A 25288-nucleotide genomic window follows, 5' to 3' on the forward strand; every position below is an offset into this window, starting at 1 on the left:
ATGTGTATGCTTATACTTAATTTTAACTGACTGCATGTACAAATTAATATTCAATAAGATTATTTTTTAGCTAATTATATCATATTAAGGGCAAAATTGTCATATGTTTTTATGAAGGAAAATTTAGTATTAATAGTTTAATTACAAATAATCTCTTTATTGATTCAAGTATTATAAATTTGTTAGATTTCAAGTTATTATTTACTGATTGCAAACTCATATAATTTATCTAGTGTATCTGCAATTCGGCTTAAATTACCATTAATTTTTACTAATATCTCCTGGCTATCAATATTCTCGCTCATATCTCCAATTAATGAGCTCATTGGAATAGATAATATCTCACAGATTTTTTGTATTTTATTAAGTGGGATTGGTTTTTCACCCTTTTCATAATAGGAATATGCTGGTTGAGTAATATTCAGCAATTTAGACATCTGTTCTTGTGTTATACCTGCTTGTTTTCTTGCTAATGATATGTTTTCTTTGATTTCCTGAAGTGATAATGATGACATAATAGACACCTCCATAATATAATTTTTTTATAAATTATTATAACTAATAATTATATTATACTTATAAATCATATAACTGTCAATTATATTTATTTATAATTAGTTATATAGGAGGTGTTTCTTCTATTATATATTTGGCTTCTAATACTTATATGAGTAGCTTATGCTAACATTTATTTTATCAGACCTTTCAAATTCTCTCCCCTAAGTTCTTTATTGGTCCAAGCAATTACAGCGAAATTACCTAAAGAGATTTCATTTACTTTATTTATCCACTGTATCTCACTTTTAGACTTTGCTTTTAGAAATTTACTTCGTGTATTAGTAACATATAAACTTGAGTTGATTACCCACCATTTGCTATTAATCTTTGCTCTTTTTAAGTCCTCCTGCAATCTCATAGCTTCATAAACAGGGGTTGCTTCTGGAAGAGTGACTATTACTACTTCCGTTTCTTTTTCATTTCTTAATCTTGGCAGAAGCTTTAATACAGCTTCTGGCACGTCTCCTTCTGATCTTTGAAGCTCCTTATTATAGCTTTGAGTAGAAGATAAAAGTAACAAAGTATGTCCTGTTGGTGCTGTGTCTATAACTACTACCTCATTTTCCGCTCTCTCAACTATTTCTGCAAAAGCCCTAAATACTGCAATCTCCTGAGTACAAGGTGACCTTAGGTCTTCTTCTATATATGCAACATCCTCTTCACCCATAGTTTCTCTTGCTTTTTCTAAAACTTCTTCTTTATAATTTTCAAGTTCTTTCTTTTCATCTATTGTGCTTAAAGTGATATTCTTCGTTTCATTAATAACAAATTTTAAGTGAGCCGCTGGATCAGTGGTAGCTAAGTGAACTTTCCTTCCTTTTTCTGAAAGACCCATAGCTATAGTCGCAGCTAAGGTTGTCTTTCCTACTCCTCCTTTACCCATGGTAAAAATCACTTTCTTATCACTTGAATATAAATCATCTATAAGCTCTTTTATTCGTTTTAAGTTTTGCATATCAAGTTTAACTTCTTCATACTCTGACTTATCTTGATTCAGCATCATTCTGACATTATCTATTCCAGTAACATTATATGATCTTAATGGAATTTCATAGGTTTCAATGCTTTTTAAATTCTCTGGAATATCTTTAAGAGCTATTGATTGTTTATGGTATAAACCTTTAGATATCTCATCATCTGCAACATTTTCCTCCAATACTCCGTTAATAACCATTACTTGATTTTTAACTCCTATAGCTTGCAGCTCAATGGAAGCTCTTTCTGCCTCTTTTAAAGGAGAGTACTCTGGTCTTGAAACTAAAATTAATGTTGTCAATTTATCATTTGATAGAGCTTCAACAGCATTTTTATACATTTCTTTTTTATCTTCTAAGCCAGATAATTGTCCTAAACAAGAAGCTCCGTGAGTACTTTCACTAATAAAATCGCTCCAAGCCGATGGGAGCTGTAGCATTCTTAAAGTATGTCCCGTTGGTGCAGTATCAAATATAATATTGTCATATTCCTTCTTGATTGACTCATCTGTTATGAAGGTTGAAAATTCATTAAATGCAGCTATTTCAACAGTACAAGACCCTGAAAGCTGCTCTTCCATATTTTCTATTACTGAACTCGGAAGCTTACCTATATATGGCGCTAAAACGCCTTCCCTATATTCTCTTGCTGCTTCTTCAGGATTAAGATTCACCACTACAAGGTTAGGTACATCTTTTATAACTGTTCCCTTATTATCAAGTTCCACACCGAACACATCCTGAAGATTAGAAGCAGGATCTGTACTTATCAAAAGTACTTTTTTGCCCTCATCAGCTAGTTTAACCGCTGTTGCGCAAGCTGTGGATGTTTTTCCAACTCCGCCTTTTCCTGTAAAGAATATATATTTTGTCATTTGTATATATCTAGGATTAAATAATTTATACATAGAATTCCTTCCTTTTTGGCTTTAGTTAGCAGCATCCGTTTCCATTACAGCCACAACGCTTATTGGCCTTTTTTATTTTTACACTGGCCACTTCTTCTTTTGTCAGTCCTGACCACAATGCAAATTCATCATTAGTTGGATATTCCTTAATTTTTATTACTTCGCCATCCACAAGGGTTATCGGAAGTACCTCGGCACCTTGTTCATTTAAATATTCATTAACTTTTTTGTTATCTATAAATGCTTGAGGATTACTAGAAAGATTATACCTTGTAATACTAACTTCTTTTTTAGTCATATTATTAATAGCTGTTGCAACTCTTAAAAGTTCCTTGTTTATACTTGGTCCGCAAACTCCTGTGGAGCAGCACATAGCTGGATCAAAAATTTCTAATTTGCTCATTTATATTACTCCTCATAATTCAAATTCATTATTTTCAATTCTTCTAGCTAAATCTTTAATCTTTTCTTCAATGGTCTTCGCTGTCTTTATAAATTCCTCGTCACTCTTTCCTGTTGGATCTTCTAAGCCCCAATCTTCTGTATACTTTGCTGGCAGAAAAGGACATACTACATTACAACCCATTTTTACTACAATATCTATTTCAGGAAGATCATCTATTAGCTTTGATCTATACTTTTCATCCATATCAATATCATATAGCTTTTTTATAATTCTTACTGCATCTTGATTAATACTATCTCGAAGTTCTGTTCCCGCTGAGTAAGAATCAAAGACCTCCTTGGCAAATGAATTTCCTAATGCTTCAGCCATTTGAGACCTGCAAGAATTGTGTACACATATGAATGCTACCTTCGGTTTCATAATTACATTCCTCCATTGAAATTAAATTTTTTTCTCCAGTATAATGCTACATTTACAAGCCCTATCATTACAGGGACTTCAACTAATGGTCCTATAACTGCTGTAAAGGCTTCTTTTGATTCTATTCCAAATACAGCAACGGCAACTGCTATAGCAAGTTCAAAGTTATTGCTTGCAGCAGTAAAGGATAGGGTTGTGGTCTTCTTATAATCAATTCCAGCTTTATAGCTTATAAAAAATGAGATAGAAAACATTATTATGAAGTACACTAAAAGTGGAATTGCTATACGTAATACATCCAAGGGCAATTCTACTATATATTTTCCCTTGTAGGTAAACATAATTATAATTGTAAAAAGCAAAGCAATTAAGGCTATTGGACTTATCTTAGGAACAAACTTTTTCTGATACCATTCTGTGCCCATTTTAGGCTCTAATATGACTCTAGTAAGAAGCCCGGCCGCAAAAGGTATACCAAGATATATAGCTACTGATTCTGCTACTTTAGCCATAGAAATATTCACTGCATATCCAGTAAGCCCAAATAATTTTGGCAAAGCAGTTATAAATATATAGCAATATATTGAATAGAATACTATTTGAAAAATTGAATTAAAAGCTACCAATGCTGCTGCATATTCTGTGTCTCCGTCTGCTAGGCTATTCCAAACGATAACCATAGCTATGCATCTTGCAAGCCCTATCAATATAAGTCCAGTCATAAAAGCTGGATAGGACTTTAAAAAAATCACCGCCAATATGAACATTAAAACCGGTCCAATTATCCAGTTCTGAAGTAAAGATAACCCTAAAACTTTAGGATTTTTTAAAACTTTGCCAAGCTCTTCATAATTAACCTTAGCAAGAGGAGGATATAACATCACTATGAGTCCTATTGCTATAGGAATAGAGGTTGTACCAACGGACAAACTTGATAATCCCTCAGCAAGACTAGGAATAGACCAACCTAAAAATATGCCTATGGCCATAGCTATAAATATCCATAGAGTTAAATACCGATCAAGCCAAGATAATCTAGATGTACTATTTTTCACATTCCTCACCTCCCAATTTATTAAAGCATATTTCCCCTTCTTTTAAGTCATCACAAGTAAGTCCGCTTTCCTTATATTTTTTTAGTTTTTCTAGATCTTCTTTGCATTTGCTTAATTTAGAAGCATGTTCCCTTACAATATCATCTATGAAGGAAAATTTATTTACAGTTTCCTCATTCATTTTGTAGTATACATACTTATTTATCTTGTAGTAGTCAACAATCTTAGCATTAGTAAGCTTAGTTAAGTGCCTTGAAGCATTAGATTGACTAATATCCAATACGGTTTCTATCTCACAAACACATAATTCTTCATCCTTAAGAATGTTTAATATCCTCATGCGTGTTTCGTCAGACAATGCTTTCATCACTTGTAGTAAATCCACTTTTTATCACCTCATATGAACATATTCAATTATAATCATATAACATCCTTAAAAAACTTGCAATTTTTTTATAAAATGCAAGTAATATTTTTTCTACTAATATAAATTTCTATATTTTTCATACTCCTGAGCAAATAGCTTAAGATGAAGCTCTTCATCAAGAATTATTCTTTCAATCAATTTTCTGATATGTTCATCTTTTATTATAGTTAAATGATATCTGTAATTTTCTATGGCCTTCTGCTCGGATTTAATATCTTCCAGAAGCATTTCTCGTATGTTAGCGGAATAGTTAACATATATGGGACTCCAAAGTCTGCCAGGAGGGCAAGCATTATCCATATATATTGGTTTAACCCCCTCTAATTTAATCGTTTCTGCCAAAAGCTCTAAATGCTTCATCTCCACCACAGAAATGCCACTGATAAGCTCAGCATAAGCATTATATTGTCCTTCACTAACAAAATGCTGATAAATATACAAACTTATGGCAGTAAATTCACTAACTGCTCCAGCGTAGTCCTTTAAAATAATATTAGCATAATGTATGTTTTGCATGTCTATCATTGGTTCAGGATATGGTAAATCAACAGCGTATTTAATGTGTTTTGATATTCCTCCTGCCATATTTCCTCCTAAATAATTAAACATACAATATTATATTTATTATTTATAAAAATATGCCTACCACCTTACTTCTTCGCTCCATTAAAACCACATCATGCCATATACCATTTGACATCTTTCCAACCTTTTCTCTTATGCCAATTTCTCTAAATCCGCATTTTTTATGCAAAGCAATACTTCCATCATTCTCTCTTATGATTCCAGATTGCAGAGTCCAAATTTCATTCTCTTCTGAAAGTTTTATTAAATGTTCTAAAAGCATTGTCCCTACGCCAAGGTTTCTATATTCTTTTCCAATATATATACTTACTTCAGCAACACCTCTGTAAACACACCTGCTGGAAGTAGGACTTAACGCGGCCCAGCCCAATATTCTATTCTCACTGTATGCAACCAATCTGCAAATTTTCATATGTCCTTTATCCCACTCATCAAAACTTGGAATTTCTGTTTGAAAGGTAGCTCTTTGGGTATCAATACCTTCAAGATATATTTTTGAAACAGCCTCCCAATCTTCTTCTTTCATTTCTCTAATACTATAATTCATTATTAATACACTCCTTTCTAATATTTAAAGGCTTTAACATTGGCACCTGCAAATGCTTCATCAATAAGTCCTGAATCAACTTTACTATATGCCTCACTGGAATTTTTTTGTTTAGCTATCTCCTCTATAAAGTCTTTTGTATATATATTTACTGGTGTGATTTCTATATCAGTAAACCCTACCTTTTTTAATGTTTCTTCATACTCTTTAATTGGTAATGCACCAGCTATGCATCCTACCCACATTTCAACACTTTCTTTTATACTTTCAGGTATATCTTTAAGCATAACAATATCTGATATAGCTAACCTTCCGCCTTTTTTCAAAACTCTGTAAGCTTCTGATAGAGCCTTTTCTTTACTTTCGCAAAGATTTATCACACAGTTTGAAGTAATGACATCTATTGTTTCATCATTCAATGGAATATCCTCAATATACCCTTTTATAAACTCCACATTTTTAGTTCCCATTTTTTCTTTATTTTTGTTTGCTAAATCCAGCATTTCATCCGTCATATCAAGTCCATATACTTTTCCCTCTTCTCCTACATATTTAGATGAAATAAATACATCTATTCCACCTCCGCTGCCTAAATCTAATATAACTTCGCCTTTTTTAGGATTTGCTAATACAACTGGATTGGCACATCCTAGAGATGCATTTATGGCTTCATCTGGTAATCCCTCAATAAAATCTTTTGTATATAAATATGAATTGCCTGTTTTAGATCCGCAGCAAGAACTTCCACATCCACAATCTTCTTTAGATTGATTAATTACTTGCTTAGCTATCTTACCGTAATATTCTTTGACTTCACCCTTTATGTTATCTTTCATAACAATTCCTCCTTAACAACAATTATTTTTGTGAACTGCTTCAACAAGCAGCTTTAAACTATCAAGTGTTTGTTCTCTTTTTCCCTCTGGTATAGACATAAAAACACTATTGTAATATTTCGCCATGTTCCCTTCTATAGTTTTAAATATATTTATTCCTTGCTCTGTAAGTTTTATAGTTATATAACGCCTATCCATTGCATGAGCTTCTCTAATCACAATATTGTCTTCTACGAGCTTGTTTATAGTTCTACTCATTGTGCTTTTATCAAGTGTCAATAATTCTGCAAGTTCATTTAAGGAGATTTCTCCAGCTCTTCCAATTTCAACAATGGCATGGCATTGTGAAATTGTAACTCCGCAGCAGCCTGCATCTGACTTTTCTAAAACTCCTAAATTTCTAACCAATATCCTAAGTAGTTCTCTTAAATAGTTACTGTCTTTTTTATCCATTTAATCACCTCAAAATAATTGTATCACAAAACAGTTGCATTGTACAACTGTTTTGTGTATTTTTTACTTTATGCACATATACATCTAAGAAAAAGACTGAGCTTTAAAAGGATATTGATAAAGACTTTGGTGGATTTCAAGCTTCAAAGATAATATCCCCCTTTTTAAAACATAGCCTACAGCACTAATTGTAGAATTTTTATAAAAAAATTGAATTATTTAACATGAATAATTTATTTATAATCTGAGAAAATTATGTATGTTATAAGAGTTATTATTTTTATAATGGAGGGATGCTTAATGGCAGATGATAAAGATTTTGAAAAAAGTAAAAATACTCACGATAAGGGTATTCTACATTGGATTTTAAGATTCATCTATGTGGCTGTTATTTTGGCAATAACATCATTTCTAACACCGGGTTTTACAATAAATGGATTATGGGCATTTTTATTAGCTGCAGTGGTAATAATTGTATTAGATTATTTAGTAGAATTAATTATAGGAGTTGATGCAGCGCCTTTTGGAAAAGGAGTAACTGGATTTGTAATCACCGCAGTGATAATATATGTGACTCAATTTTTGGTTCCCTATATGAGGGTATCTATAATTGGCGCAGTGTTAGCCGCTTTAGTTATTGGGATTTTAGACGCAATAATTCCTGGAAGAGCAATCTAGTACTCTATATTATTATATTTTAAAGGAGGGTATGTTTTAAATCAGTGTAAAAATTAACACTGATTTAAAACAGGGCCTTTTATTAATTTGAAACAATTCTTTATTCCTTCTTAAGATGCTTATACTATATTGAAAAGGTGAGTGAAATAATATGATGGTTGTATATCATGATGTTGGAGGCGCCCATTCTACAGCAGTAGCAGCTAATATACATATCAATAAATTACCAATGGATAAAACACCAAGTAAAGAGGAAATACTTGAGCTTCCTACCTTTGATAAAATTGAGAAAGAACAAGTTGGACACTTGGTGTACATAGGAAAAGATGAGTTCAATGCACAGATCTATACTTTATCTAGGCAGCGTACGCCAAACTTAGTTATTGATGCTATTACAGATATGTACTCTATTTTGCATGGAAATGCTGATGGGCTTATAATTGTAGATACGAAGCCAACTGTTAATTTACTTATGAATATAGGTGGATTTACCTCAAGAAGGCTTCACTGGGTAAACTTTGGAAGACCTATTGTAACAAAAGGAACGCAGCAAGCGTATATGGATATAGTTAATATAGTCAAAAGTACAAAAAACAATATAGAAAAATATGAATTTAAAATTAAAGGGTAATTAGATGTCTTTTTTACCTCTACCTATTTATTTCTTGATACCAACCACCTAAAATTTACTGTGTAAAATTTACTACCAATTTTATTCTTATGCAAAAATATATATCTTGGTTTTCTAGATGGTATTGCTGCGTTACTTCCACTTATATCTATACTAAGTATAAAATTCACAATATCTTTAGCTACGTTTGAATTGATAAAATTCTTTTGTGAATTCTTGATTTCTTTTAGTCTTTCAGCATTATTTTCCACAAGATTTTCCATTACCTCTTTTAGCTCACTAACTTTTTCGCACACTACTCCAAGATTGTATTTCTGCGCAAATTCAGGATTTCCATTTTCTTGTCCTGGTAATGCCCCTGTTATTACAAGCGGAATATTACAAGATATAACTTCCATCATCACATTTGGGCTTCCCCTTGTAAATGCTATATCAGATGCTAGCATTAAATCCTGAACATTTTTTGTAAATCCGTAGACTTCAACTCTATCTCCATATTTTTCGCCTAAAAATTTCTCCAATTTATTTCTTAGAGTGATATTTCGCCCAGCAACAATTTTTACTGTACAGTTAAAGTTATCAAGCAAAATTTTAGCTATTTTACTCATATTACCTACACCTTCACCACCGCTCATAATAAGACATTTTAGCGAAGCTTCAGAATTATAATTTGTCTCCTCTTCATAAAACTCAACATTATTTAAAAATCTTGAACGTACTGGAAAGCCCAAAACTTTAATCTTTGATTCCGAAACTCCATACTCTATGCATTTTTTCTTTGCTTCCTCAGTGGGACTTATAATATAATCTACTCTGGAATCAGCCCAAAGAGGATAAATGCTCACTAAATCAGCAATTAGCGTAATAAATGGAATCTTGATATTATATTTGTTCAAAACATTTATTACTGATCCATTAAAATTTGGATGAACAGATAAAATCAAATCAGGCTTTGTTCTCCTTAAAAGCTCAAGTAAATTATCCTTTATTACAAATTCAATAATTTCATCTACTACCTCAGGCTTTCTTGCTGATGCTTCCCAAATAAATTTCCACAATTCCTTAGAAACCCTTGTAATAGGCCCATAGGCCTTTCCCACTGATAGCAGAGCTTTTCCACCTAATGAAAAACCATCTACTACATGTACATTAATATTCTTATCTTCAGAGAAAAACTCACATAGTGACTCAGTTATACTTTTATGTCCATGACCTGTAAAATCTGAAGAAATAATTAAAATATTCTTAAACATAATATTCTCCTTTTAATACATACTTTCTTTAGTTGCCATCTTTTCGTGGATAATCGTACAAGTGGTTTATAGTTGTAAATAATCTTCTGTCTTTTCATACATTATTAGCGCATAAGATTAAAATCATATTAAAAATCCATGTATTTATTTTAAGATTTTAAAATTTAATTTAATTTTAATAGATATATTTTTAGTTATAAGTTATAATTTATTCCTATACTAACCTGCATTATTTACTACCTCTTAACTGTTTATTAATCTTCTTCAGGAGTTGAATTCACATGAATATCAATAAAATTAAAATAGTGTATACTATAACTGTTTTTGTAGTCTTAGCTGCCTTTGATAATATAATTGTAGGACTATTCCCACCGCTATTTTCTTCCATTGCAAAAGATTTGAATGTTCAAATATCAGCTCTTGGGTTTGTTTCTGGTATTAATATATTTGTTACATCAATTTCGTCAATATACTGGGGTTATCTCGCAGGGAAATTTAACCGTAAAAACCTTATAATAATCGGCACAATATTTTGGTCTGTCTCTGTATTTTTAACCGCCAGAAGTAATACATATGTACAACTTTTGATTTTTCAGATTTTCACTGGTATTGGCCTTGGCTGCATAGCCTCAATAGGCTTCAGCGTTCTAACGGATTATATTCCTCATAAATTCCGAGGCATGCTGTTAAGCCTTTGGGGAATGTCTCAAGGCTTTGGGGGAATTGCTGGATCTATAATGGCCTCTTTGGTAGCCACTTCTTCAAGCTGGAGAAAGCCCTTTGAAATTGTGAGTATTATCGGACTTTTATTAATTGTGCTATATCTGTTTATTAAAGAGCCTGTACTCGGTGAATCAGAGCCTGAACTGCAAGAACTAATAAGGGCAGGTTCAAATTATGATTATAAAATAAATACCAAACAGATACTTGAAATAATAAAAAAGCCAAGTAATCTATTGCTTTTTTTGCAAGCATTTTTTATGAACATTACAGTGGGTACCCTAACATGGCTGCCTACTCTATATATTTCAAAAATACATACACAAGGATACAGTTTAAGTACATCGATTATAGCTTCCGGTTATCTTTATGCACTATTCCAATTAGGGGGTTTAACCTCATCCTGCTTCGGTTATCTTGGAGATAGATTTCAGAGAAAAACATATAAGGGAAGAGCCTTGTTGACTTCATTTTTTATATTTATTATGATGCCTCTTTATGTTGCTATATTTATGGTACCAATGTATAATCTTTTACTGCCAAAAGGCAGTAATGCATTATTGATACTTTTGGGTTTAACAAAGCAAATAGCCTTAAATCCTTGGATGGCAGGAATATTTATTTTATCATTTTTTGCAAGTGCAGCACAATCTGCTAATACACCTAATTGGCTTGCTCTCATAACTGATGTTAATCTACCGGAACATAGGGCAACATCCTTCAGCATAGCTAACCTTGCAAATGGTATTGGAAGAACCATCGGCAATATAGGCGTAGGTGTTCTACTTTCCATAGTTTCTCTTTACACCTCAGCACCGCAGAATTATATAATTACATTGGCATTATTTCAGGTATTTCTTATACCTTCAGCACTTTGCTATATAAAAATGGCAAAATATAATGTCACTGATATAAATGAAGTTAAATCGCTCTTACATAAAAGAGGTAATATCTTTTAAAGATATTACCTCTTTATAATTTTTTCAGAATCAATATCTGCTACGAAACTGTGTATTTCTTCTCTCTCGTCATAGAAAGATATCCTACTAGAGCAAGTATAATTACTGTAAGAACCAGACTAACAGTACCAGTTCCAATACCAAGACCTCCGCGGTTTTGAGGGACTCCCATCCAGTCTGCAAATGATGCACCTAGTGGTCTAGTGATTATATAAGCAAACCAAAAAGCAAAAATCTCATTAATCTTAAAAAGCCAATAGGCTAAAGCAGGGATGACAAATATAATGGCAAACATAATTCCTGAATTTAAATATCCTAATTTCATGGTTGATGCAGTCATATCTCCAACTGCAGTACCAAGTGCAAAAGTGGTCAATATAGTCGCCCAATAAAATAGTTCTCTGCGTTTTGTGTAGATACTGTGCATTGAAAGAGTTTTTTCACTGGCATACCAAATACTAAATACAATAGCTAGTACCGTCATAAAGAATGCAGTCGATACTATATAGGGAATACCTAATCCAACATGCAAAACATCTGCAGCCATAGTACCGAAGATACTTACTATGATTACAGTTGACCAATACATCCATGCTATATATCGACGCATGGAAATTTGAAGAATTAACGAGATTATCAGTATGATTCCGCAAAAAGCCACGACTATTACCGGGTCCATCTGCCTAGCGAGAAAATCAGAAGCTACTTCTCCCATTCCTGTAGTCAATATTTTAATAATCCAAAAAAATATCGTAATTTCAGGAACTTTATTAAGTATTTGTCTGCCTCTTGAGTCCATGACATTAGTTTTATGGGATTTTAATCCTTTTTGATTGTTACTTTTACTTCCTTCCAAATTAATAGTCCTCCTTATTTTTACTCATTGCTTCTTATATTTTAACTGTCAATCACTAAACATATTTAGAGCTGAACAGATAATTTTTAATAAGCTGTCGCTGATTATAGATGTAAAAAGATATTACAGCTATAATATTAAAATTTGATTAAATATTTAAACTTAATTAAATTTTAATATTAGTCAAGTAAAATAAGGCAGGTTATCGTGAATACTAAGGAAGATAAGGGTGAAAGAAAGATAGATTGTGAAAAGATAAATAAAGGAATATAAGACGCATATATTTTACCAACCACTTTCTGATATTTTCCAGCTAAAGCTTGAACCGTCTGATACCCTGATCAACAGATAGTTTGTAGAAAACTCTCCACTTGGTATTGGTTCTTTACTATCATCTTTATATTTAGCATGATATTTAACTAATAATACTTTTATATCCTCCTTCAATAGCTTAGTATCTTTATGTTCTTGAAGGTAACCACTTTTAAGTGTGTTTTCATCTGATTCCTTTATGCTGATTATTTCTATATTTTCTAAATTATCTAACTGAGACTTAGATATATTAAAATTTCCATAAGTATATTTATTTATTTGGGAGGAGTTTTTTTCATTCATATACTTATAAAAAATTCTTATTGTATTCTCAGGTGTTTTTTTAGAATTTAAATACATATTAATAAAAACATATATTAAAGAAAAAACAATTAAAATTATACCTATTTTTAATGCATGGTTTTTTTTCATATGAAATTTCCTCGTTTATCACATTTTTAAAGGTTTTCAATATTATTTAATAGGATTATTATAGCATGCATTTGCATTGGTTTATATGAATATCAATACTTCTTTTTCTCTTAAATTCGATACCTTTACTATGCAAAAACACCGATTACCTTTAAGTAACCGGTGTTCCTTATGATTCTTATAAATTTTGTGTAATTTGCTAATTTTAAATGCACCACGGATTATACTCATTTGCTTGCTATTACAATATATTTTTGATAACCAGTCAAAATAGTCACTCGATACTAAATTACAAAAAATACGATGGATTACTAAATTCATTAATTCCATTCTTGATTTTTTTGAATTTTTAATATATAATAATATAATATTTGGTGCGTATAATTAATCAGCACGAGACTATCCATTAGTCTCGTGCTCTATTTTTTGCCCCAAATATTAAAACAAACAACAGGAGGATAAAAAAGTATGGAATTTCATATGAAGTTACCACGAAACAAAAAAGAATTTGCATTATTTATGGCAGTGATATCCATTATCTCAGTCAACATCATCGCTCCACTTATCACGTGCTTTGAAATGGGGTTCCACCTGTATATCTGGGCTGACACGCTAAAGGCTATTCCTTTCATTTGGATTGCCGTAATTATAATGGTACTAGTTACATACAAACCAGCTGAATGGTTGACCGCTTGAATTGTAAAAGAGGGCGATAGCTTTGGATCTCATATTGCGATAAACATCCTTTGTACAGTGTTTCTAATGTCTATATTTCTAACTGTCATTGGTACTTGGATAGGAATACGTCATATCAGCATGGAGCCTATTCGTATGTTTTTCTACAGATGGCCCCGCAATGCTTCGATTTCATTCTTCGTCGAAGCGTGTATCGCACAGCCAATAGCTCGTTTAGTAATGTTAAAGATTCATCAACATAAAGATTTAAGGGCACAATTAAGCTCAGACACTTAATTATCAAATGCCTAAGCAACATAAAAAAATCAGTACAAAAAAGGCAATCCTTTTTTGTACTGATTTTTGTTGTGAATAACAGGACTTGAACCTGCATGGGCTGCAACTAGAACCTGAAACTAGCGCGTTTTTCCGTACCTTTCTAAGCCAGTAATATCAATGTATCACGCTAGATTAGTCCTTAAATTCCACGTAAGACATTCTTTATATGTATTTTTATTATAGACCCAAAATGAGGTAAATTTCAATACATATTTATCCCGTTTCATTAACGTTAATATATTAAATCCTTATACCCTATTAACTATATAGATATTCGAAGTACATCTGCCTAAATTTCTCCCCGTAATATTTAATTTCCAAATAACAATATTTTTACTTTTAAATCCAGAGGCTTTATTCAACCGATTGCCTAAAAATATATATAAAATTATGCAATCGGTTGAATACACTAGAATACTGAAGTTTTCTATATTTGAATACGTTTATACAAAGCTTATTTAAATAATTTAATTTTGATTTTTACTTTTTTTAGTAATATTATCTTATTAACAGAAATAAATACAAATTTTAGGAGGCATTCTTATGAACAAAACGAAAAAATTTTTAAGTTTCTTTCTATCAATTCTTGTTACTTTCATTCTATTTGGAACTACATTTTCTAAAAATGTCAAAGCCGATACTCTACCAGTACAGTTATACTACGGAAAATACATACAAACCGCTATACTTGACGGTTCTTGTTATGAATATTCTGCCACTGGATATATCGCTGTTCAAAAATCTTCATATTCCAAAAACATTTCTATTCATTATTCAACAGACAACGGTACAAATTGGCAAGACACAAATGCAAACTATGTTAAAGATAATTCTACCGATGGTTATGAAATATGGAGTTTCAATTTGGCTTTAAATGATAATTCATCATTACAATTTGCTATAAAATATGAATCTAACGGTGAAACTTACTGGGATAATAATTACGGAAAAAATTATTATCTTAGTTCAGGCAATACATCTACATTTGGTAAAAGTCAGCTTTATACAACAGTTTACAATGATGGTAATGTTCCAACCGGATCAAATATTATAGGAAGTATTACTCTAAATAACATAGGTAACCCTAAAGTAGTTAAAATTAGATATAGCTATGACAATTGGGCTACATACTTAGAAACTAACGCTAACTATAATTCAACTTCAAATAACAATTCCTTAGACTACTGGGATTTTACTATTCCGTCAAATCCATCATCAAAACAAGTAAAGTTTGCAATATCTTATGAAGTAAACGGAATTGAGTATTGGGATAACAACTTTGGTAATAACTATACTGTAAATTATGTTTAAGTATTCCATTATGCTAATTCACTAAATTGTTTGATATAACTGCTACCACTTAAGGTTACTTACAAATCAACAATTATTTGTATATTCGTCATATTCTTTTAAGCACGAATTTGAGACTTGGAAATGGACAACTTATAAGATACAAAATAGCCTGAGGAAATCCTCGGGCTTATGCTTATTTCTTCTCATTCATATATCCTACAGTTGTTTTTATAAGATTATAAATTTCTCCATCTGTAACAGTAAGTCCAATCTTAGGCAAATCATTTTCTATAAGCTCTATTGCCTTAGCATACTTTCTACCACTAACATTTTCTACAAGCCCTTCTTTAGCTAACTGCTCTACTTCTACAACTGAATCCTTAACTATCTTTTCAAACTTCGTAGTATTATCTGTACCTATAAAATTCTCTACTTCATTTTCTAAATTCTTTATTGTTTCACTATTTTCTAATAGGTGTATTTTTTTCAGTAAATATCCGTTTAAAGCTATTATTATTGAGCTTAGCATACACCCTATAATTTTTTATCATTTCCAAAATCTGCGTCCACCTTAGCTTGTCCTACTGTAAATCCTTTATTGATTAATCTATTCTGAATCCATCTGACTAATTCATTTTTAGAGCCTTTCTGAAGTAATATTTTCGATATAGCTGCATTAGTTCTATTACCTCAAATACCATCTTCAGCCAAGTTATATCCACTAAGGTTACAGGCGTATTGAAAATCCAAAATGACAGTATCGACCTTATGTTTATCCAGTTCTGCTATTTTAGCGTTTAGACTTGCTATAGTATGCTGTCCTGCTAGTCCATCAGCTTGAAGCCAATCATCCTGCTGATACTTATAAACAGCATTTTTAATTTCATCGAATGGAAATTTTTCTCCAGGGAAGGAGGTATTATGTAATGCTCTATGAGGTTCAACTCTGCTTAAATTATATTTTTGCAATAAATATTTAATTAGTTCCATTTTCTTTCTCATTTTTCTTCCTCCAAAATAAAAAATCCCACATAAGACTAGTGAACAAATCACTAAAAGTCTTACGCGGGTTTTTTGAAGGTTTTTAATTTAAATCTAGCGTGTACCCTTGGTATCACTGCATTTAAGAAGTGCGGATAACAGGACTTGAACCTGCATGGTCTCCCACTAGAACCTGAAACTAGCGCGTCTGCCAATTCCGCCATATCCGCATACCTTTTGAATCACAATTCAATATTATAACATATTAAACTGCAATGTCAACTGGTATTCTCCAATATATGGTTTTACTATTTTAGCCTTCTCATGAATACAAATAGCTTTTTAAATAAGTATTGTCTGTTATTTCCACTTTCCTGCTTTAGATATCTCTCAAATTCACTGTAAATGTATTTCTTATCAAGCTCTTCCTTAGGCTTTCCTCCATAGAATTCCTCATATACCGCCTCTATGAGAGGATTTAAAATCAAATAAAGCTGTCTAGGCAGTGTCTTTATAAACTCTTTATCTGTAACATTATAAGGTTTATTGCGTCTATATCTTTTAAGTCTCTTATTTACGTATATATATAGCTTTATTGCAGATTTATCCTTAAGCATCGCTGTTTTTCTCTTATTTTGAATTAAGGATATGAGTAAAATTATCAATATTAAAGCTATAGTTACAGAAGAATATATTACAATTTTTGTATCCAGTTTATGATTTACCACTTTAACCTTTGTAGCTTGAGGATCATTATTTTTAGTAGATGGCGTATTGGTATTTTGAGGATTACTTTGCTGTTGATTCTGCTGAGCTTCTGCAGGAGCCGAATTATTCTCATTTGTATCCTGCTTCATATTCTCTTCTGGTGTAGGTGCTGCATCGCTTATTTCCCATACATTTGGTTTAACCATGTACTCGCACCAAGCATGAGCTTGCGAATTTCTTACTTCATAGATTCCTCTGCTATTGGCATTATCGTCCATTTTAAAGCCTTCTGTAAACCTAGCTGGTATACCTGCGATTCTGTACATTATGGTCATAGCTGTAGCAAAGTGAACGCAGTAACCTTTCTTATCCTCAAAGAGAAAGTAATCAACAAAGTCTTTTCCTTCTGGAACCACTGATGCATTTAATGTATATTTATAGTTCTTAGATAAATAATCTCTTATAGCTTTTATTTTTTCTTCATTTGTATTGCAATTTTTAACTATATCATAAACAAGATCTATTGTCCTTTGGGTTATACTGGAGGGTAATTGCAGATATTTAGAATATTCACTGTTATTATAAGCAACTATAGCTCCCGAAGTAAGCTTAGATAAATCCACATCATAAAAATCCACCGTATATTCATTATTTAATGCTTTTGTGCTAAGAAAAGTTCCTTCATCTTCATTATAAAAAGTTGTTCCTTGATGATCTAATACGCTTACGGGATATTTAGGTACAAATATAGAGGTAGTGATTAATCCGTCAGGTATTATTGTTATTGTCTTTCTTTCGCTGTCATTAAATATATTATTAGGAAGTCCTTTTTGCACATCCAAGGTTTGATAGTGAGGTGATATATTGCTTCCTTTGCTGTATTGCACCTGAGACTTTTTCCAGCTATAACCTGTATATTGATCCTTTACATCTCCTACCAGATAATAGGCTGCATCACTTTCTACATTAAAAGCTACGGAAGTATCAAGCTTAATGGGCCCACCCAATTTTTGCTCAGTACTGCTATAGCCAGAATAATCTAAACCATATCTCTCGGTAAAGGCTTTTGATTTAGAGCTTATAGTCCCACTGTCCCCACTTATGCCCTCAATTATGGAATCGCCGTAATTCATTTTAGTCTTATTAGGAAGAAGTGTAGACATAAAACTTACAGCTAAGCTTAAAAGGATTAAACTTATTATGAACATGTAACTGTTTATATGAATTAAAATTCTTTTTCTTTCAAGATTATTTATGAGCTTCATATGCTTGTTTATTACCATAGTAAAAATTGAAACCGCTATAAAAGGGAATAAGCATTTTATTACTTCATTATAATATTGAAGATACCAAAACATTATAATTTCAAAAGTTAAAAGAAATTGTACTGCACTTTTTGCTCCCACCTCATAGAGGAAGTATAAGCATAAAGTGATTAAAGGCACTATCACAATAAACATGGATTGATAAGCATCAAAATAAGTGAAACCATAACTTTGCATCTGATTATTTATGTAATTTAAGTTTGCTAAAAGCTGATTGTTTTCCCAGGAAATAAATGAATCTTTGTTAGCCAGAATAAATATTGCTGATATAATTAATATGGAAAGTATAATTATAATTTTTGCATAATTATTTTCCACGAAATATCCAAATAAATAGCAAACGAAAACTGTCAGAAAATACAAAACTGAAATATATACATAATTGAAGCCTCTAATGCTATAGCAAGTGCTCATAATGTAGAAGAATACTAATACATTTATATAATTGAGCAATATGTTGGTTATCTTTTCTCTTGAACCCTGCACGTTAATCACACCCTAAACCATCATTTAAAACAGAGCCATTTATCAAGTCATAAATATTAATCATACTTATGTTAAGTCTTTCCAGCTTATTAATGGCTTCCTTATTTTCTGAGTCACTGTAAATTATAGTTATGTTTCTTTTTCGTTCTGTGAGTCCTATTATATAATTCATTGTTTCATTATCAATACGAGATGTAAGTATAGCCATGTTCTTCATATATGGATTCTTGGATATTTCAATCCTCAAAAATTCAGAGAACTGCATATCTCCAATACTTTTGTTTAGTAGAAAAAAATCCATAAGCTCATCAAAGGATTTTGCATCCTTTATTTCCATAGAAGTCGATTTTTCTCCATTTATGAATATGTTTGAAATTACCTTTTTCTTGGAAAGCAAATGAACCATAGAAGCACAAATATCTATAAGCTGTTCCTCTAAAGCTCCAGTTTCGTCTGTTAAGTAATTCTCTTTGTTCATATTTAATAATAAATTGAACTCCTGTCCAGACACTATGTCATGATTTTTTACATACAATTCATTATGTTTTGCAGTAATCTTCCAATTCACTTTTTTTATATTGTCTCCAGACACATATTTTCTGTTGTCCCTTATGGAATAAGTATCTTCTATACCTGTATTTCTTATTTTTAGGTTATTGAATATATTAAAGCCCTTCATCTTGGATATATCAATTCTGTGAATATTAGGATAAACATAGATATTGTTTTCATGAGAATATTTCCTAGTGGTTCTTAGCATGCTGCTTATATCCATGAATTCTATCTTAAAATTACCTACATCGTAAATTCCCCGGATATGAAAAATCATATTATATGCCAATTCCTTATTCTCAAAGGGAGCTAAGCTTATTACGACCTCTTTATCTTTCATATTTGATGCTTTAACTAAAAGATTTTCAAATTTTAGAAAAAATACAGGAAAAAAACTTGTATTAATAAAATCTATTGATAGCTCTATTCTATCTCCAGCTATGAATTTATTTTTTGTATATTTAATTTTAGCTGCTAAATATCTTCTGTTTATAAATATAATCATAATTCCAAGTATGGTAATAATAAAAAGAGCATAAAATACTTTTACGTAAAGTGTACCCCCATCTAAGAAAGCCATGGCTGCCGAAATCAAAAATAATATTATATAAGGAATACTTATTTTTATCATACTATTTCACCTTAGGTACTGGAACGCTTTTTAGTATCTGATCTATTATAGTTTCACTTTTTATATTTCTGGATCTAGCTTCTGAGGATGGAATCAATCTATGAGAAAGCACAAGTACTGCGTTTTCCTTAATGTCTTCCGGAATTACATAGGTTCTTCCCGCTATAAGTGCAGTAGCCTGGCTTACCCTTAATAGTGCCAATGCCGCTCTGGTGCTCATACCCATTACTACCAAGTTATTTTTTCTTGTAGCTTCAGCTATGTCTATTATGTACTCATTTATAGGATCACTTACTATTATCTCTCTAGCCTTTTGCTGAAGCCATAAGATCTGTTCTCCTGAAACTACTGGTTCAATTTCTTGCAAAGGCTGGCTGTTTTTATATATCTGAAGTACCTTTTTTTCTGACTGCTTATCTGGATAACCTATGGATAATTTCATCATAAATCTATCCAATTGAGCTTCTGGAAGATTAAAGGTACCTTCATATTCTATAGGGTTTTGAGTTGCAAATACAAAAAAAGGCTTATCCAATTGGAAGGTATTATTGCCTTCTGAAACCTGATTTTCTTCCATGACCTCTAAAAGCGCCGATTGGGTTTTGGGAGACGTTCTGTTGATTTCATCTGCTAATACAATGTTTGCAAATATAGGACCCTTCTTGAATTGAAATTCCATTTCCCGCTGATTGAATATAGATACACCTATTATATCTGAAGGGAGAAGATCCGGTGTAAATTGAATTCTGCTATAAGATAGGTCTAAAGTTTTAGATATAGCTTTTATCATAGTGGTCTTTCCCACACCAGGCACGTCCTCAATTAGTATATGCCCACCAGCTATTATTCCCTTTAATATATTTAAAATTTCTCTTTTTTTACCTATCATTACCTTATCTACGTTCTCTACTATTTTTTCGATAAATTCTTTTGCCTCAACCATTCTAATAAACTCCTTTTCTTTAGCCTATAAACATAATTTTTTGAATATTCTAAGCTTTACCTATGATTATATCATGATTTTCCAATTTAAGAAAGCACGTATAAATATTTACTTAATTTTTACAATAAAGATTTATAAAAATAAGAGCAGACTTCCAAATAGAACTCTGCTCTTCTCTATATCACAATAATCATTATATTATCCATTTAAAAAGGAATTTACCTTGTCATACACATCTTCTTTGCCTATCACTACTATAGCATCTTCACCAAGGAATTTATAATTAGGCCCAGGAGATATGACTATCTCTTCCTTTCTTCTATAAGCTATTATAGTAGCACGTGTATTTTGCCAAAACTTAACTTCGTTTATTGATTTTCCAATAAACCTAGAGTCACTCTTTACAATTACCTCTACTAATACGAAAGGAGTTATATTCTTAAATCTTCCTACAAACTCTAACACATTGGTAAAGTTTTGCTCTAATTCCTTGTCTAATTCCCTTCTTTTCTGTATTATTGAGTATATGTTTTCTACCATAGTGCTTACATATTCATTGCTTTTATTCTTTTGTATAAATTTTTCTGCTGCAGATATAGAAAGCACTTCTATGCCGCTGCCTACATTAGCAGTAACCACTCCCATCTCCTTTAAAAGTGCTATTGCTCTTCTTACTGTTTCAGGAGAAACTTTGTACATACTAGCAAGCATGGATCTGCCGCTAATCTTATCATTTACCTTTATTTCTCCTCTAACTATTTTGTTTGCAATATCTAAAGCAATCTTTTTATAAATGGGTTCCCCTTCTTTTTTCATAGTCTTCATACCTCAATCAAATAAAATAGCCTTCTAAACAAAGGCTCTGTTTTAACTCAGTGTTGATTTTTACACTGAGTTAAAACTTCCTTCAGTTCGGTAGGCTATGTTTTAAAATGTTGATATTATCGTTTAAGTTCTAGAAACTCTTAGGGATTGCGACTTATAATTGGCGTAATTTTGCCCAGGACGGGCAAAGCAATTTTAGCGCCATGGAGGGCGCAATAAAATTGGTAGCCAATTATAACAAAGCAGCCCTTAGAGTTTCTTACATGGGTTCTGAAAGAAACCATGCTAGACGAAAAACGCCTTTATTAACATCCTTTTAAAACATAGCCTAAACAAATGATGAAATTACAAATGCTATAGAAAGCACAACTATAAACATAATAGTAATCCAAATGATAGTATTTTGCGTTTTACCATTTGTATATTTCCCCATGATATCTTTATTATTAGAAAGCAAAGCCATGAATATCAATATTATAGGACTTAATATTCCTGCTAGCTGCTGAGATACCAGCATCATTCCAATAAGAGAAATATGAGGAATCAATATTATTACAGCACTGACTCCGATCATAAGCGTAAATATTATATAAAATGCAGGTGCATCGTTAAAACTATTATCCATTCCTCTTTCTACCCCAAAAAATTCACAGATAGCATAGGTGGTAGATAAAGGAATTATAGTTGCCGCAAGAACTGAAGCTCCAAGAAGTCCAGCTCCAAAAAGAATGGTGGCATAATTTCCAGCTATAGGTTTTAATGCTAACGCTGCCTGCTTAGCGTCCTCAATTATTATACCATGCTTATATAAAGCCATGGCCGTTCCTACAATTATAAAAAATGAAACCAAATCTCCCCAAATAGCTCCTAAATATACGTCCAGTTTCTCATATTTAAGCTCTTTTACAGTGAGTCGTTTATCCACTATAGCTGATTGCAGATAAAATTGCATGTAAGGAGTTATAGTAGTGCCAATCATTCCTATAAAAGTTATGATAAAGGCCTTATCAAAGCTTAAATATGGTGTAAAGGTAGCTTTAACAACTTCATGCCAATTTGGATTTTCTTTAAAAGTAGTAAATATGTATGCAAAAAATACGAAAGTAAATGCTAAAAATATTTTTTCTGTCTTTTTGTAGGAGCCTTTGGTAACCACCAGCCATATTACTACTGCTGAAATAGGTACAGATATGTATCTATTTACGCCAAAGAGCTCAAGACCTGCAGCTATACCTGCAAAGTCACCTATACATACTCCTAAATTCGCTATAAAAAGTACAACTATAGCAAAAAAGGAAACTTTAACTCCATATTGCTCTCTTATTAAATCAGAAAGTCCCTTGCCGGTAACTACTGCCATTCTTGCATTCATTTCTTGAATTATGGCCAAGCTAAAAGTTATTATGAGAAGTCCCCAAAGCATTTTATAGCCATAGGAAGCTCCAACTGTAGCATAAGTAGTTATTCCGCCAGCATCATTGCCTGCGTTTACAGTAATTAAACCAGGTCCTATGATACCCAATATAATAAGAAGCTTGCTTTTATTTTTTTTCTTCATAGTATTCCCCCTCTGTTATTACGGGGCAATAAGATATTGATAGCATAAATGCATCCTATAGACCCCGTGTTTTTTTAAATTGTAGTTATTGTTACATAAATGACTAGGGTCTGCATCCATACTATTCATCTCCATTCTACAGCTTATACCTAAAAGCCTTTAATATTCCTACATTAATATACTCCCTTTATAGTAAAGAGTCAATGAATTATCTCTTATCCAATGTTAAATTTGCATAAAGGAGCTATAGGACAATTATCGCAGCCCGGCTTCATAGCTTTGCATAGATATCTTCCATGAAATATGAGAGTATGATGAGCTTTTATCCATTGATCCTTAGGTATGAGCTTCATAAGCTGCTGCTCCGTTCCTTCCACATCCTTGCTCTTTGCAAGCCCTATCCTGTTGGAAACTCTAAACACATGAGTATCTACCGCTAAAGCTGGCACACCAAAGGCATTGCTAAGTACTACATTAGCAGTCTTTCTTCCTACACCTGCAAGTTTCATAAGCTCCTCATGATTTCGAGGCACCTCACCATTAAAATCATCTACAAGGGATTTGCACAGACTTAAAATATTCTTAGATTTATTTTTATAGAGTCCTATTTGCTTTATATATCCCTCCAGCTCTCCTTGAGTGAGCTTTAAAAAGCCCTCAGGGGTATTGCAGACTTTAAATAGGCTTTCTGTCACCTGATTCACCTTTTTATCAGTGGTTTGAGCTGATAAAACTGTTGCTATTAAAAGTTCAAAGGGAGTTGTATAGTTAAGTTCACATTCGGCATCCGGGTACATTTCATATAGTTTATCTAATATTTCTTTTGCATTCTTTTTATTCATAATTTTTCTCCTACTATTATTTTTTACAGATTGAATATATTAATTTTATGATATTACACAAAAAAGTTTTGAACTATGTGTAAATTTTAAATTATTTATGATTTCGTTTTGATTAACCTCTTAAATTATTATATAATGACTCTATAGTAATTTAATAAAACATAATATGAAAGTATGTGCATATTATTAAATATATTGCGTCTTAATTTATGTTAAAATATTGCAATTACTTGTGTTTAGGGGGGATCATATGTGTTGTAATTTTGGAATTGACGTGGATAATTTCAACCCAAAGATACTTTACACTTTTGAAAAAAAATACTTTCCCAATAGAGGATTGGAAATACATAGTCACGATTATATGTCCGTGATATACATAATAGCCGGAAACTGTGACTATATTATAAATGATATTCCATACAAAGTAAAAAAAGGTGATATTTTAGCTCTTAATCCTCATGTTCCTCATGGGAAGATAATATCCTCTGAAGGTACCTTAGTGGAATTTCATGCTGGTTTTCAAAATTTTAGAGTATACGATTTACCAAGGAACTTTATAATATCTGATAAAACCACACCAGTAATTCCTTCTACCAAGTACGACAAGGAACTAATGAAATGCTTCAGAGATATATTATCAGAGCAAAATAAAAATGACTGCGGTTCTGAATTAATATTAAAGACCTTAGGAATGCGCCTTTTGGTTATACTGCTTAGAGCTACTTCTCAAAGAGAAACCGTGCGTGAAATGGGCTGCATAAATTTTGAGTCCTATGATAAAGCCACTATAGTAAATGCTATAACAGAATTCATAACCACTAATTATGCTGAAGATTTGTCTTTAGAGATTATATCCAAAAATATGTATCTTAGTCCAGCATATATATCAAAGCTCTTTAAGGAAGAAACCGGAGAATCTCCTATTAATTATCTTATAAAGATAAGACTTTCTAGAGCTAAGGAATTTTTAACCAAGGGCAATCTTACAATAAAAGAAGCTGCAAAGGCAGTAGGTTATGAGGATGCTTATCATTTTAGCAAGCTCTTTAAGAAGCATTATGGATATCCTCCATCTTGCGTAAAATATAAAGCCAGTTAGTAAAAAAAGCAAAGAGCCCCA

26 protein-coding genes and 1 tRNA gene are annotated in these 25288 nt (G+C 31.9%); 5 read left to right on the plus strand and 22 right to left on the minus strand.

Features of this window, described 5'->3' with window-relative positions:
- Positions 1 to 197: 197 nt before the first annotated feature.
- The 10 genes from IAI10_RS17685 to IAI10_RS17730 all read right to left on the minus strand — a co-directional run bounded on the left by IAI10_RS17685 (position 198) and on the right by IAI10_RS17730 (position 7169).
- Entirely contained in the window at positions 198 to 515 is a 318-nt protein-coding gene (locus IAI10_RS17685; RefSeq protein ID WP_315674634.1) for a helix-turn-helix transcriptional regulator, read from the minus strand.
- A 173-nt stretch (positions 516 to 688) separates the two neighbouring features.
- Entirely contained in the window at positions 689 to 2440 is a 1752-nt protein-coding gene (gene arsA / locus IAI10_RS17690) for an arsenical pump-driving ATPase (RefSeq protein WP_315674635.1), read from the minus strand.
- Between the two features lie 25 nt (positions 2441 to 2465).
- Positions 2466 to 2843: an arsenite efflux transporter metallochaperone ArsD gene (arsD, locus tag IAI10_RS17695; protein ID WP_315674636.1), complete on the minus strand. Its 378-nt coding sequence runs from the start codon at positions 2841 to 2843 to the stop codon at positions 2466 to 2468.
- A gap of 12 nt (positions 2844 to 2855) precedes the next feature.
- Positions 2856 to 3266, minus strand: a complete 411-nt coding sequence (locus IAI10_RS17700) for an arsenate reductase ArsC (protein ID WP_315674637.1) — start codon at positions 3264 to 3266, stop codon at positions 2856 to 2858.
- Positions 3267 to 3268: 2 nt separating this feature from the next.
- Positions 3269 to 4321, minus strand: coding sequence for an ACR3 family arsenite efflux transporter (gene arsB, locus IAI10_RS17705; protein ID WP_315674638.1), 1053 nt, complete (start codon positions 4319 to 4321; stop codon positions 3269 to 3271).
- The gene (locus IAI10_RS17710; RefSeq protein ID WP_315674639.1) at positions 4311 to 4706 is read right to left on the minus strand and encodes a metalloregulator ArsR/SmtB family transcription factor; all 396 of its coding nucleotides are present in this window, start codon (positions 4704 to 4706) and stop codon (positions 4311 to 4313) included. The genes arsB and IAI10_RS17710 overlap by 11 nt, the downstream gene beginning before the upstream one ends.
- A 96-nt stretch (positions 4707 to 4802) precedes the next feature.
- Positions 4803 to 5333, minus strand: a complete 531-nt coding sequence (locus tag IAI10_RS17715) for a ferritin-like domain-containing protein (RefSeq protein WP_315674640.1) — start codon at positions 5331 to 5333, stop codon at positions 4803 to 4805.
- A 43-nt stretch (positions 5334 to 5376) separates the two neighbouring features.
- Positions 5377 to 5880, minus strand: coding sequence for a GNAT family N-acetyltransferase (locus tag IAI10_RS17720; protein WP_315674641.1), 504 nt, complete (start codon positions 5878 to 5880; stop codon positions 5377 to 5379).
- Between the two features lie 17 nt (positions 5881 to 5897).
- Positions 5898 to 6716, minus strand: coding sequence for an arsenite methyltransferase (arsM, locus tag IAI10_RS17725; protein WP_315674642.1), 819 nt, complete (start codon positions 6714 to 6716; stop codon positions 5898 to 5900).
- 12 nt (positions 6717 to 6728) lie between these two features.
- The gene (locus IAI10_RS17730; RefSeq protein ID WP_315674643.1) at positions 6729 to 7169 is read right to left on the minus strand and encodes a MarR family transcriptional regulator; all 441 of its coding nucleotides are present in this window, start codon (positions 7167 to 7169) and stop codon (positions 6729 to 6731) included.
- 300 nt (positions 7170 to 7469) lie between these two features.
- Between IAI10_RS17730 and IAI10_RS17735 the strand changes: the two genes are divergently transcribed.
- On the plus strand, positions 7470 to 7847 hold the full coding sequence (locus tag IAI10_RS17735) for a phage holin family protein (protein ID WP_315674644.1): 378 nt from the start codon (positions 7470 to 7472) through the stop codon (positions 7845 to 7847).
- Positions 7848 to 7998: 151 nt separating this feature from the next.
- Positions 7999 to 8478 (plus strand): DUF3189 family protein, encoded by a 480-nt coding sequence (locus tag IAI10_RS17740; protein WP_315674645.1) that lies wholly within the window; start codon positions 7999 to 8001, stop codon positions 8476 to 8478.
- Positions 8479 to 8501: 23 nt separating this feature from the next.
- On the opposite strand, the gene IAI10_RS17745 is transcribed toward IAI10_RS17740, so the two are convergent.
- A complete protein-coding gene (locus IAI10_RS17745; protein ID WP_315674646.1) occupies positions 8502 to 9731 on the minus strand; it encodes an MGDG synthase family glycosyltransferase in 1230 nt (409 codons plus the stop codon).
- Between the two features lie 281 nt (positions 9732 to 10012).
- Here IAI10_RS17745 and IAI10_RS17750 point away from each other — a divergent pair, with 281 nt between their 5' ends.
- Positions 10013 to 11410 carry an MFS transporter gene (locus IAI10_RS17750; RefSeq protein WP_315674647.1) on the plus strand — a complete coding sequence of 466 codons (1398 nt, stop codon included), beginning with the start codon at positions 10013 to 10015 and terminating at the stop codon, positions 11408 to 11410.
- 40 nt (positions 11411 to 11450) lie between these two features.
- Here IAI10_RS17750 and IAI10_RS17755 read toward each other — a convergent pair whose 3' ends face one another.
- Positions 11451 to 12266 (minus strand): hypothetical protein, encoded by an 816-nt coding sequence (locus tag IAI10_RS17755; protein WP_315674648.1) that lies wholly within the window; start codon positions 12264 to 12266, stop codon positions 11451 to 11453.
- A 285-nt stretch (positions 12267 to 12551) separates the two neighbouring features.
- Positions 12552 to 13010, minus strand: a complete 459-nt coding sequence (locus IAI10_RS17760; RefSeq protein WP_315674649.1) for a DUF4829 domain-containing protein — start codon at positions 13008 to 13010, stop codon at positions 12552 to 12554.
- Between the two features lie 1557 nt (positions 13011 to 14567).
- Between IAI10_RS17760 and IAI10_RS17765 the strand changes: the two genes are divergently transcribed.
- A complete protein-coding gene (locus IAI10_RS17765) occupies positions 14568 to 15335 on the plus strand; it encodes a carbohydrate-binding protein (RefSeq protein ID WP_315674650.1) in 768 nt (255 codons plus the stop codon).
- A 175-nt stretch (positions 15336 to 15510) separates the two neighbouring features.
- Here IAI10_RS17765 and IAI10_RS17770 read toward each other — a convergent pair whose 3' ends face one another.
- The 9 genes from IAI10_RS17770 to nth all read right to left on the minus strand — a co-directional run bounded on the left by IAI10_RS17770 (position 15511) and on the right by nth (position 24168).
- On the minus strand, positions 15511 to 15846 hold the full coding sequence (locus IAI10_RS17770) for a hypothetical protein (RefSeq protein WP_315674651.1): 336 nt from the start codon (positions 15844 to 15846) through the stop codon (positions 15511 to 15513).
- A 161-nt stretch (positions 15847 to 16007) separates the two neighbouring features.
- Positions 16008 to 16319 carry a hypothetical protein gene (locus IAI10_RS17775; protein ID WP_315674652.1) on the minus strand — a complete coding sequence of 104 codons (312 nt, stop codon included), beginning with the start codon at positions 16317 to 16319 and terminating at the stop codon, positions 16008 to 16010.
- A gap of 129 nt (positions 16320 to 16448) precedes the next feature.
- Positions 16449 to 16528: transfer RNA gene (locus tag IAI10_RS17780), tRNA-Leu, on the minus strand.
- 78 nt (positions 16529 to 16606) lie between these two features.
- On the minus strand, positions 16607 to 18817 hold the full coding sequence (locus tag IAI10_RS17785; RefSeq protein WP_315674653.1) for a transglutaminase domain-containing protein: 2211 nt from the start codon (positions 18815 to 18817) through the stop codon (positions 16607 to 16609).
- A gap of 1 nt (position 18818) precedes the next feature.
- Positions 18819 to 20000, minus strand: a complete 1182-nt coding sequence (locus IAI10_RS17790) for a DUF58 domain-containing protein (RefSeq protein WP_315674654.1) — start codon at positions 19998 to 20000, stop codon at positions 18819 to 18821.
- A 1-nt stretch (position 20001) separates the two neighbouring features.
- Entirely contained in the window at positions 20002 to 20943 is a 942-nt protein-coding gene (locus tag IAI10_RS17795; protein ID WP_315674655.1) for a MoxR family ATPase, read from the minus strand.
- A gap of 198 nt (positions 20944 to 21141) precedes the next feature.
- The gene (locus IAI10_RS17800; RefSeq protein ID WP_315674656.1) at positions 21142 to 21759 is read right to left on the minus strand and encodes a TrkA C-terminal domain-containing protein; all 618 of its coding nucleotides are present in this window, start codon (positions 21757 to 21759) and stop codon (positions 21142 to 21144) included.
- A gap of 337 nt (positions 21760 to 22096) precedes the next feature.
- Positions 22097 to 23326, minus strand: a complete 1230-nt coding sequence (locus IAI10_RS17805; protein ID WP_315674657.1) for an Nramp family divalent metal transporter — start codon at positions 23324 to 23326, stop codon at positions 22097 to 22099.
- Between the two features lie 215 nt (positions 23327 to 23541).
- Positions 23542 to 24168, minus strand: coding sequence for an endonuclease III (nth, locus tag IAI10_RS17810; RefSeq protein WP_315674658.1), 627 nt, complete (start codon positions 24166 to 24168; stop codon positions 23542 to 23544).
- 250 nt (positions 24169 to 24418) lie between these two features.
- Here nth and IAI10_RS17815 point away from each other — a divergent pair, with 250 nt between their 5' ends.
- Positions 24419 to 25267, plus strand: coding sequence for an AraC family transcriptional regulator (locus tag IAI10_RS17815; protein ID WP_315674659.1), 849 nt, complete (start codon positions 24419 to 24421; stop codon positions 25265 to 25267).
- Positions 25268 to 25288: the final 21 nt, after the last annotated feature.

It is taken from the genome of Clostridium sp. 19966 (genome assembly GCF_032335695.1).
In the GTDB taxonomy this organism is placed as follows: domain Bacteria; phylum Bacillota; class Clostridia; order Clostridiales; family Clostridiaceae; genus JACTOJ01.